Source organism: Flavobacterium sp. DSP2-3-1 (genome assembly GCF_049896865.1).
Classification (GTDB): Bacteria; Bacteroidota; Bacteroidia; order Flavobacteriales; family Flavobacteriaceae; genus Flavobacterium.
In genome coordinates, this window is sequence record NZ_JAFCVD010000007.1 from 194,875 (window position 1) to 207,463 (window position 12,589).

A 12,589-nucleotide genomic window follows, 5' to 3' on the forward strand; every position below is an offset into this window, starting at 1 on the left:
CCTATTTTTTTTGAAAAAGAATGATTTAATGTGTTGTAACACATATTCAAACAGAGAGGCTCTGTATTATCTGTATCAGGTTCAGATGATACAGAGCTTTTTAATTTATCAAATTGGAAGAAAAAATCATATTCCTTCAATGATAACGCACCACAACTCTCCCTAATTTTTTTGAAAATTTCCCTCTTAATTCAATATAATTCATCACTAAAGAAAGTGACTCCGTATTATTCGAATCTGGATCATTGGAGACAGAATTTTTTAGCCCTTCTATAATTTCACTGAGTAAAAACCATCTTAAAGTAAGTAATGTATCAGAGACATCCTGATTTAGCATTTCTTCTTTAGTTTTAGGAAAAATATTTTGACCTACCCAATTATGCAATATATTTTTCTCATCCTCCATTATTATGTTAGTCACTTCAACTGGAATACCTGACTGAAAATGATTTATATATTTCTCAAGTCCAGAATCCTCATTCTGCAAATAATAATCTATCAAATTTTTATAAATCTCCCTAAATATAGGACTGGCAAATTCCACTTCATCGTCTTGCAAACTTAAATAAATTTTCTGAAAAACTTTCAATTCTCTAATTTCAGTAACATCTACTATTTCTCCTTCATCATTTGACTTTAATAGAACTTCTTCAAAATTTTCAGTTTTATTACCGTAAAGCAAAAGAATTTCAATTATTTTACGTTCAAATCCATATAAAGAATCGACTTTATCGGTCTCAACTCCGTCTTCATTTTTAACATAGTCAAAAGCATTCTGCAAATCTTTTTGCTTTTGTTTTTTTCCAACTTCAGCAACATCTTTTTGAACTAATTGCGCCAAGGTACTTTGTAAAACCTGCTCCGAAATATCCATAATTCGGGAACATTCCTGAATATAAATTTCACGTTGAATCCTGTCTGGAATTTTTGAAATACTTACGACCATATCCCGAATTAAGTCGGCTTTTTTGATAGGATCATTCTTGGCTTCATTCATCAAAAGCGATGCTTTGAACTGAATAAAATCCTTAGCATTATTTTCGAGATATAAAACTAAATCATCATAGGATGTTTTTTTGGCAAAGCTGTCCGGATCTTCACCATCAGGAAAAGTACAGACTTTTACATTCATACCTTCTTCAAGAATCAAATCAATTCCTCGAACTGATGCTCGTAAACCGGCTGCATCCCCGTCAAAAAGCACCGTTATATTTTTAGTCAATCTATTAATTAATCGGATTTGGTCAGGCGTCAATGCAGTTCCAGATGAAGCTACAACGTTCTCAATCCCAGATTGATTGAATTGAATTACATCCGTATATCCTTCAACAAGATAACAATTATTTAATTTCGCAATGGATTGTTTGGCTTGAAAAATACCATACAACACTTTGCTTTTGTGGTAAATTTCACTTTCAGGGGAATTCAGGTATTTTGCCGCTTTTTTATCATTGGTAAGAATACGACCTCCAAAACCAAGAACTCGTCCTGACATGCTTTCTATAGGAAACATCACACGGCCTTTAAACCTATCAAATGGCCTGTCATCTCTAGGAATTGTAAGTCCCGTACTTTCCAGAAACTCTAATTTATATCCTTTGCCTAAAGCTTCTTTGGTAAAAGCATCCCAACTTTCAGGCGAATATCCTAAACTAAATTTCTTGATAGTCTCATTCGTAAATCCTCTTTCTTTAAAATAAGAGTACCCAATTGCTTTCCCTTCTTCCGAATTTAAAAGGGTGTTATTAAAATAGGTTTTTGCAAATTCCGATACCAAATACATACTTTCCCGAACATCCGTAAGCGCTTTTTCTTGATCGGTTTGCTCCGTTTCTTCAATTTCAATATTGTATTTTTTAGCTAAGTACCGAATGGCTTCCGGGTACGTAAAATGAGAATGCTCCATTAGGAAAGCCACGGAATTTCCACCTTTTCCAGAACTAAAATCTTTCCAAATCCCTTTAGCCGGCGAAACCATAAACGAGGGAGAACGCTCTTCAGAAAAAGGGCTCAAACCCTTCCAGTTACTTCCTGCACGTTTTAAGTTTACAAAATCACCAATAACCTCCTCTACTCGAGCAGTTTCGAAAACAATATCAATAGTAGCTTTTGAAATCAAATTATTTATTTTTAAAATCCAAAGTTACAAAGTTTAATCAAACTTATTATTCATTAAATAATTAAAACACATTAAAAAAGACAATAATTCAAACTAAAGATTTTAAAATTACAAGTCTAATATCCCAAAAAATAACTGCAAATTATCCTCGTTTTTCTTAAATTTTTAATTAATATTTGATACATTTTTGTTTACAATAAAATAAGAGTTATTTTGCACTTCTAAGTCTAATTAAGCGTTCCATTTATTCTATTATAAGCTGTTAATGTATAAAAATTACGTCCTTTAATTTTAAATAAAAACCCATCCATTTTGTTTAACAATAAAAATTTGCATCAAGAATTCAGTACTATCCTATCCCATACCGCGGAACTTTGTAAAGTTCCATATATAGCTATCATACTGACTAAAACTGATACACCATTTTTTATTGCTAAAAAAGGGTTAGATTATTCATTTAATATCCCTGAAGGGTTGTCGATTTATAATGATCAAATAATCAAAAAAAACACGATCTGTATTTTTCCCGATATAAATAAAAATCCCCTTCATAAATCAATTAAAAATACTATTTTTAATGACTTGTCTTTCTTGGCCGGATTTCCCATATCAATTAATAACAATTGTATAGGAATACTTTACATCATGGATTCGACTCCTAAAAAACTATCCGAGACAGAATTAAAGACATTAGATTATTCCGTTTCACAAATTCAAGCTACTATCAAATTATGGCAAAAAATTTATATTCTGGAAACGGAAATTAATGCGGAAAAAACTCAATTTCAATCCTTTATCGACAATTCAAAAGAGATTTTTTTCGAACTGAATTCTGACGGAATAATCACTTATGTTTCTACAAACTGGACAACTCTTTTAGGACATCAACCTCATGAGGTAATTGGTAAAAAAAACCTTTTATTCTTGCACCCAGATGACTTAGAAATGGTTAATACTTTTTTCATTACAAGTGATTTCGGAGAAATATTAAACGAAATTAACTATCGAATTTTACATAAAAATGGATACTATGTGTGGCATGTATTTAGCATAAAAGCATTTATAAAGGAAGGAGAGAAAATTTATAGAGGAAATTGTAGAGATATAACAGAATATAGTGAAGCATTACAAAAAATTGTATTACAAAAGGACTTTTATGAAAAAATATTAGACAGACTTCCTACTGATGTTGCTGTTTTTGATAGTGATTATAGATACACATATTTAAATCCAGCAGCCATTAAAAATAATGAATTAAGAAAATTCATTTTAGGGAAAAATGATTTTGAATACGCAAAACATACTGGCAGGGATGATACTTTTGCAAAAATGAGACGTATCAAGTTTTTACAAGCCGTAGAATCTAAGCGTTTAATTGAATGGGAGGACACCATTGAGAGTTTGAATGGTAAACAAGCAATTTATACACGAAAATTAACTCCTGTTTTTCGCGACGATGGATCCCTTGAAATGATGGTAGGTTTTGGCGTTGACATTACTGAGAACAAGAAGATTCAAGAAGAAATCCTGCAAAGCAGACAACTTACTCAAAGTATTCTTCAGAACGTAGCTGTTGGTATTTTAGTTCAGGGACCCCAATCTGAAATACTGAAAAACAACAAAGCTGCATGCGAAATGCTCGGTCTTACCGAAGATCAATTGCTTGGCAAAACCTGTTTTGATGCTCCGTGGAAAGTAATTCATCTAGATGGATCAACTTTCCTAGCTGATAATCATCCTGTAGCACAGGCGATACAACATTTAAAACCAATAAATAATATTGTTATGGGTGTTCATCGCCCCCTCCATAACGACCTAATTTGGTTATTAGTTAACGCTATTCCCGTCTTTGGAGACTCAAATGAATTACTTTATGTAATAAGCTCCTTCAATGATATTACAGCACTTAAAAATGCTGAGGAAGCATTAATCATCAGCAATGAACGTTTTGCTTATTCTAGTAAAGCTACTTCGGATGCGCTTTGGGATTGGAACATAATTACTGATGAAATTTATGTTGGGGGGAGCTATTGCGATCTTTTTGGACATCAATTTGAGAACAATATTATAAAAAGACAAGAATACGAAAATTTTATTCATTCAGAAGACAAAGTATCCTATCTCGAATCGCTTACTGAAGCCTTAAATAGTAATACCCACAAATGCTCGTTTGAATACCGCTATTTAAAATCCGATTGTACGTATGCCTCTATAAGTGACAAAGTAGTAATCGTTCGAAATGAAGAAGGGATAGCCATTCGTATTATTGGTGCCATGAAAGATATCACACAAGAAAAAAAGCTAAAAAATGAATTACAACAAAGCGAAGAACAATTTAAAGGAGCATTTCAGCATTCTGCCGTAGGAATGGCTATTGTAGATATTGATGGCTATTGGATCGAGGTGAATGATCGCTTGTGTGAAATGTTGGGATATTCTAAAGAAGAGTTTAAAACATTTACTTGTCAAGAAATCACTTATTTTGAAGATATAGCCCAAGATTTAGCAAATAAAGAAAAATTAGTTTTAGGAAAAGCTTCTAATTTCAATATAGAAAAAAGGTACATTCATAAAAACAAATCATTAGTTTGGGTGCATTTTTCCGTTTCTTTGGTAAGAAATAATATTGGAGAAATTCAGCATTATATTCCACAAATTGTTAATATTACCGAAAGAAAAAAAATTGAAGAGGAAAACAAATTATTAACCGATGAAAACAATAAAAACAAAACTATTCAGCTTAACGAAGCTAAAAGTATGTATCGCTTATTAGCTGACAATACAGTCGATTTGGTCTGTTTACATAACTTAAACACCATTTTTGAATACATTTCACCCTCCATAAAAAAACTCTTAGGCTATACCCCTGAAGAGCTTTTAGGCAAATCTGCTTTAGATTATGTTCATCCCGATAATTTAAAAGAACTGTTAGAAAAATTTTATAACTTCATTGAAAAGAAAGATGATGAATCTGTACAATGTAGATTTTTAACCAAAGAAGGTGATTATAAATGGCTCGAAACCAAAGCTAGCATGCTCACTGACAATGGCTTGACTATAGGATTTCAATCTAGTAGTCGCGATATTACTCAACAAAAAGAAGCAGAAGAAATAATCATAAATACTTTGACAAGAGAACGAGAACTAAATGAATTACGAACCAATTTAGTAGCCACAATATCACATGAGTTTCGAACGCCAATGACCACTATAAGAACTAGCGCCGAATTAATCACAATGTATTTAGAAAATAATAATCCCTCTAATGATAATCGTCTAAAAAAACGAGTTACAATAATCACAGAAGAAATCGATCGAATAGTTGACTTAATGAATACCGTATTAATAATTTCTAAAGAGGATGCAGGAAAAACGGAGTTCAACCCAATCCATTTTGATTTAAAGCAAGTTTGTCAAAACATAATTAACGTCAATTATTCGGACCAAAAAGACGGACGAAAAGTAAAAATTTTAAATCAAGGAGAATCTTTTACTATTCTTGCTGATAAAAACCTAATGGAATACTCGCTGTTTAATATACTTGATAACGCGTTCAAATATTCTGTCGGATGTGGTGATGTTGTACTTAATATTTTCACTTCAGAAGACACTATTAAATTAGAAATTATCGATGATGGTATCGGAATTCCAAAAGCCGATCAACATAAACTTTTCAACAGCTTTTTTAGGGCGTCCAACACCACTGGAATTCAAGGCACAGGCTTGGGACTCTCTATTGTTAAAACGTTTACAGAAAAAAATTCAGGAACTATAAAAGTAGAAAGTTCAGTTGATGAGGGAACAAAGGTAACGTTACAATTTCCGTTACACAAAAACAAAAGTAAAAAAACCATAAATTAACGGTTTTAAATGGTCTAAATAATTCATAAGACAAAAAAATAATCTTCTTAGTTTATATAAACTTAATTACTGTGTTTACAAACCTTGGTATTCCTACCACGACAGCTTACGATAATCAACCAAATCTTAATTATAAAATTTATTACTTACAACAAATTTTAAGCAAGCTGTCAGGTAAGAAATGCATTGTTGTGCACAAATATATTAAGCAATATGTGTTTTCCCTTTTTTTGACAGATCTGTTAAAAAGAAAGAAGTATAATTTAAAATTTTTAGTTACTGTTACTGTAAAAATGTTTATCGCCAAGTATAAAAAAAATAATGCAAAAATTAATGGTGTTTTTCACAACAAAAAAACGACAACGCCCATGATAAATTTTTAAGCTTTTATCGTTGTCTTTATCCTATATTTTTTTATTGTGCTTACAATACTATCTAAATTAAGACTCAAATTATTTCAGGCAAAAAGAATAAATTGTTTTATATTTTACCTTTAATTAACTAGACTCTAAGTTCATTGAGGTATAAAAACTTATTATTGCAAAGACACACTGATAGTTAAGGAAGGTACTATAACGCTTTCAGAAAAGTCGTCTTAGAGTGTTGACTGGAATCGTTTGGCAAACTAATCACAGGCGAAAAACTATCGACTAACATTTTCGCAAAGCTAAGATTAGTTTTCCTAACAGCTATTTCATTATAATTACAATTGTTCACATTTATAAGCAATTTACAGGGATATCTTTTAATGGTAAATGAGACTAATATTGGGATAAGTCCAATAGTTATATCTAGCAAAATACAATCAAAATTGAGATAAGATGACACAATTATGTACAATACATAAAATAATACTAAAAGGGTAATATTTAAACGAAAGCTTCTGTATTTGATCAGCCTTATATTTGATATTTGACTTAAGTTTATTATGGTATACTTGTTTCGAAAAATAAGTTTTGATTCTGAAACAAGGTATAGCGGATTCTCTTGTACCACATTTTGACTTCTCTTTAGATTTGTATTATCGTTCATCATCTTAACTTTTTTTAAAAACATCGTTAATTACCGTTTCATAATTTTTGTCTCAAACCAGAGAGCAACTGTTGCTAATAAAAATTTAGCTATGTAGTATGTACCGTCAATTTATTCGCCTTCAATCACTGAAACTTACAGAAGTCCAAATTATTACCGACGGTAAAATAGATCCCTAAAAAAACAATTGGAAACTTTCTTGCGCTTTTCAATCACTTACTATATTATAATTTGACAGCAGTAATTCTAATATTACCAAAAACAACGCGATATCAAGCGCGAGAATTCTTACTTAACATTTTTTTGTTTCAGCTTTCATTCCATTGTCGTAAAATGACCCAAGGTCTAAATAATTCCACAAATCTTCGGATTGGACTGATTTTCATTTTTTAATAATTTCCGTTTAAACAATCCTATTTTCACTGAGCAGGTAAAACTAATTTACCATCCGCGATAACATGTAGATATTCCTTTTACGTTACAATAATTTATCAATAATTTAAAATCATAAAAAAACACTTTGAAAAAAGTGTTAAATATATATATGCTCTTGTAGATTGTATTAGAATTGATGTATATCCAGTACTCCAGTTCAATCTTATACTAAATGCTGTTTTTCAATTATAATTGTTTTAATATAGTCTCTGGGCGTTACTTTTAGGTAAGCTCTGAAACTAGTGGTGAAATAAGAAAAAGAGTTAAATCCTGTTTCCTCAACTAAGTACTGTATATTTCTCTCTCCTAAGTCAATCAGATATACAGCATAATCAAGTTTAAACTCCCGAATATACTGACTGATATTTTTATTAGTCAATTTTCTTACTCTTTTATCTAATGTTGACTTACTAATAAACAGTTGATTAGATAGCTCGTTGATATTAATTTTTGATTTTACGTTTTTTGTAATTATCTCATTAAGAGTTGTTAAAAAATCCTTTGTAGACAGTTTAACAGTTACTTTTGAAAACGGATCAGGAGAATATTTTTTCTCTATATTTTTTTTTAGTTCAACAACATTTCTAATTTTATAGATCAGCTCCTGAACTTTAAAGGGTTTAGTGATAAAATCATTGACTCCATTTTCCAATTGCTTAAACTTAATATTATCATCTATATTTGCGGTGATAACAATAAACGGTATAGTTTTAAACTTACGGTTTTTTCTGATTTTTAAAAACAGTTCCTCACCATCTATAATTGGCATCATTAAATCACTTATGATAACATCAGGGATGTTATTTTTAAAATAAAGTAAAGCATTAGCTCCATCTTTAAGCCAATTTACTTCAAAATCACTCAAAACCAGAAGTTCTAACATTGCTTCCCCCAAAGCGAGGTCATCCTCAATTAACGCAATCTTTGTTTTTAAATTTATCACTAAGTAAAATTAGTTAATTAAATTTTAAGTTATTCGTTTTTTACTTTAACTTATAAGTAGTTAAATCATTTCTCCGTTACCTTTTCTATATTTTCGTTGCTCATTGATAATGATATTTTTGTAGCGTCAAACAAATTCTTTAATATAAATTGTATTGACCTCACTGCCACCGGACAAGAGCATCTATTTAATATTTTTAATAAAGTCATTTTAGCTCTTTTTAAAAGACCATTCCGATGTGAACTGATAACAAAAAAAATCATTGAAAAGTGATACTGCGAGTATGGCATGGAGCTCTTTTTTTGCTTTGAAGACCTTTTCAGAGCAACATTAAAAGGTAATTCATTTTATAACGGATCATTGAATACTAATTGATAGAAAGCGTAACAGAATGGTTTTGAATTGAAAGAAAAAATATAATCTAAGACAACAGAAACGCTGCCGACAACAATTTAATAATGAATTAAATTTTATCCTAAAGAACTATTATTAAATATGCAATATTCCATTTTTAACAATAATATTAATAACACTTATAATTCACTAAATTAATCTACATAGCGTAAAACAAACAACCATTATAATGATAAAACCAAAAATAATACCCAATTTATATACTGGAACCAGCAAGTGAAGAGTCTATTGCGTTGTATTTCAAAAGCCAACATCATTTGTTAAAAGAGACAAATATAAATGATGCACTTAACTTTTGTATCAGTGGTATTGGAGCTGAACAAGATATTGATAGGTGTTATATTTTTATTAATAAAATTATCAACGGTAACCTGAAACTTTATTATCAATATGAATGGTGTAATACTAATATTGAACCTTATCTCGGGAACCCCGCTTTAAGCGGATTATCGTATGATGAATTTCCAGGACTTTACGATTCATTATCTCTTGATGAGCCAATTTTTGGAGTAGTCAGAGATAGTGATAATACTTTATTCAAAGCTACAATGGAAATGCAAGGTATCCAATCTTACCTTTTCACTCCCATATTTTCTAACAATGATTTCTGGCGCTGGATAGGATATGATGACTGCAAAAACAAAAGACAATGGACTGAAGAAGAAGTTTATGCGCTTCATACTATTGCCAAAAACATAGGTCTTCGCCTGAATCAAGATGCAACCGCTTCGAAGTTAAAAACAAACATTGAAAAATTTGATTTTTACATGTCAAATTCTAATCAAGCTATGTGGGAATTAGACCTTGCTACCAATATTGGTTCTATATCTAATAATTGGCCGAGTATATTAGGGTATACAAATGACGAGATTTTAGATGCTTATGATTTATTCTTCAAAAATTCCCATCCTGATGAGATCGATAAAATTTCAAGTGAAATAAATAATTACATCATTGGTAAATCTAAAAATTATGGTGGTGTTAGAAGAATATTACACAAAAAAGGTCATTATGTTACAGTAAAATATTTTGGCATGATTAAAAAAGATAAAGATAAAATACCTGTAAAAATTATAGGAACGTATATTGATATCAGTGAACTGACAGATAAAGAACACCAACTAAAATTATCTGAAGAAAAATTTAGATTTATAGCTGAAAATTCTAATGATTTAATTTGTCAACATGACTTAGACGGCAATTTTACTTATCTATCGCCTTCTTTTTGTGAAATCCTTGGGTATAAACCACAAGAATTATTGAGCAAATCTCCTTGCAATTTTATAATGAAGAAAGATTTAAAATCTATTCAAAAATATTACGAAAAGATCATTCAGAACGAACTAATTGGCGAAATATCGATTCGATTCAAAAATAAAAAAGATTGCTACATTTGGCTAGAATTGTCAACTAAAGTCATAATAACAGCAAGCAATGAAGTTGTTGGATTTCAAACCTCTTCTAGAGATATAAGTGAAAGAGTAAAAAATGAACGAATCATGAAAGTAGCATTCATTAAGGAAAAAAAACTTAACGAATTGAAGGCTCAATTTGTATCCATGGCTTCACATCAATTTAGAACACCATTAGCGGTTATTTATTCTAATTCAGAACTTCTCGACATAAAACTTAAACACTTAAGTACTACTATTATTGACGATTTTGGTGCAATAACAAAAAGAATAAAAAGTGAAGTAGATAGAATGACACTACTTATGAATAATATTTTGATTTTTGGACAATATGAATCAAGAAATATCGAAAAAGAAATTCAACCTCTAAACTTTGAACAATTCTTAAGTACACTAATTTTAACTTATTTTGATAATGAAAGATGCGGTCGCAAAATTAATATGGAAATAACTGGTAGTGCGAAAATATTTTACTCAGACGAGACTTTGTTAACTCATATACTAACAAACTTAATAAGCAATGCATTTAAATATTCTGCAGGCAAAGCAAATCCACAACTGAAAATTAACTATTTAGATAAAGAAATTGAAATTCAAGTTACAGACTATGGTATCGGAATTCCCAAAAAAGAAATGCAAAATCTTTTTACATCCTTTTTCAGAGCTTCAAACACCACTACAATTATAGGCTCTGGTCTGGGATTAGTGATTGTAAAACAATTCACAGAATTTCTCGAAGGCAAAATCGAACTGCAAAGCCAAGAAAACCTTGGAACACAAATTATATTACTATTCCCTTATGCACAAAAATAAAATTCTCTTGGTTGATGACGAATTAAACCTAAGAGAGACCATTAGTGAACTTCTTCTCTATCAAGACTACGATGTAAAAACGGCCAAAAATGGTCAAGAAGCTCTCGATATATTAGAGTATTGGGACCCCGACTTAATTTTATGTGATATCATGATGCCAGTTATGGATGGCAATGCCTTACATGAAATTATTAAAGATATTCCTTCTTTAAACACTATTCCCTTTATTTTTTTGACAGCCAAAAAAGAAACCAATCTCATGCGCAAATGCTTAATACAAGGGGCAGATGACTTCTTGCATAAACCATTTAAAATAAAAGAACTAACAACCGTGATTGAATCAAAAATCAACAGATTTGAGAAAATAAAAAACACGAGCAATAATCTATATCCTGGTAAAAGAAATTCATTTCTACATGAAATAAACACTCCGCTTAATGGAATTTTAGGTTCTATTGAACTACTAACTGGATATAAAGAACATCTGAACAAAAAAGAGGTTATGGATCTAAACAATGCCATAAAAGTTTCAGGAGAACGGCTGTATCGAACATTAACAAATGTACTTCTTTATCAAAATATTAAAAATAACTTAATTGAATTTAATGATAATTCTACTTGTGAAATCTTCAATACATTTCTACATACAAAAGAAAAAATATTTAAAATTCATGAAGGTCAGGAGAAAAGAATCACGTTCGAAATTGATAAAGCAACAATAAAAGTTAGTCAAAAACATTTACAATTTATATTTTATGAATTAATTGACAACGCATTAAAATTCTCATCTGATAATAAAATCATAATTGTTTCAGGAGAACAACATAATGATGAATATTATGAATTAGTGATTAGAGACTTTGGGATTGGTTTAAGTAAGCAGGAATTAAGCCGAATAGGCGCAGCGCAGCAATTTAATCGTGAAGAAAATGAGCATCAAGGATTAGGTCTGGGACTTTTTTTAAGTAGAATTATTGTTAAGAAATCAGATGGTATTTTTTCTATCGTCTCAAAAGTAAATGAAGGTACTAGAATAAAAATATTACTTCCTTTAAATCAAAAAAACTCTAATTAATTTCAGGAAATGTTTAAAACTAACAACTCAGTAATCTTTAAAAAAATATAGGATATGAATAGTTATTTTGTTTTTAACATTGATACAAAATAAAGCTTACAGTGTAAATTGAAACACTTTTTTTAGAATTAAATTAGTTGACGGCACAATAGATTCGGATAATCATTCTTTCAAATGGCCCTTTGTAATATAACTCAAAACTTATTTGTTTTAATATCACCCAAAAATGATGAAATAAAGAGATAAAAAGCTTCTACTTTAAATAAAAAACAATATTTATAGCGAAAATATTTACCGAAAATACCTAAAGTAAAATTGTATCACAACTTAAAATATGAAGTCATTATACTACCAAAATTATTGAGCAAATTCTCTTAATATTTCCCTTATAGTTGCACTAGAAATTTTAAAAACTAAAGTCAATGCGAATATTATAATAACATCCAACGTTGCTATTTATAATTCAAAAATCAATGAACAATAAT

General features: G+C 30.1%; 5 protein-coding genes. 3 read left to right on the forward strand and 2 right to left on the reverse strand.

Going from position 1 to position 12,589, the window contains the following annotated elements; genetic code table 11:
- Positions 1 to 136 precede the first annotated feature (136 nt).
- Positions 137 to 2,119, reverse strand: coding sequence for a DNA primase (dnaG, locus tag ACP7AT_RS10040; protein WP_426064187.1), 1,983 nt, complete (start codon positions 2,117 to 2,119; stop codon positions 137 to 139).
- 312 nt (positions 2,120 to 2,431) lie between these two features.
- On the opposite strand from dnaG, the gene ACP7AT_RS10045 reads away from it, so the two are divergent.
- Entirely contained in the window at positions 2,432 to 5,980 is a 3,549-nt protein-coding gene (locus tag ACP7AT_RS10045; RefSeq protein WP_426064188.1) for a PAS domain S-box protein, read from the forward strand.
- Between the two features lie 1,630 nt (positions 5,981 to 7,610).
- Here the strand turns inward: ACP7AT_RS10045 and ACP7AT_RS10050 are convergent.
- Positions 7,611 to 8,390, reverse strand: a complete 780-nt coding sequence (locus tag ACP7AT_RS10050; RefSeq protein WP_426064189.1) for a response regulator transcription factor — start codon at positions 8,388 to 8,390, stop codon at positions 7,611 to 7,613.
- A 671-nt stretch (positions 8,391 to 9,061) separates the two neighbouring features.
- On the opposite strand from ACP7AT_RS10050, the gene ACP7AT_RS10055 reads away from it, so the two are divergent.
- A complete protein-coding gene (locus ACP7AT_RS10055; protein WP_426064190.1) occupies positions 9,062 to 11,029 on the forward strand; it encodes a PAS domain S-box protein in 1,968 nt (655 codons plus the stop codon).
- 7 nt (positions 11,030 to 11,036) lie between these two features.
- Positions 11,037 to 12,104, forward strand: a complete 1,068-nt coding sequence (locus tag ACP7AT_RS10060) for an ATP-binding response regulator (RefSeq protein WP_426064191.1) — start codon at positions 11,037 to 11,039, stop codon at positions 12,102 to 12,104.
- The last annotated feature ends 485 nt before the right edge of the window (positions 12,105 to 12,589 follow it).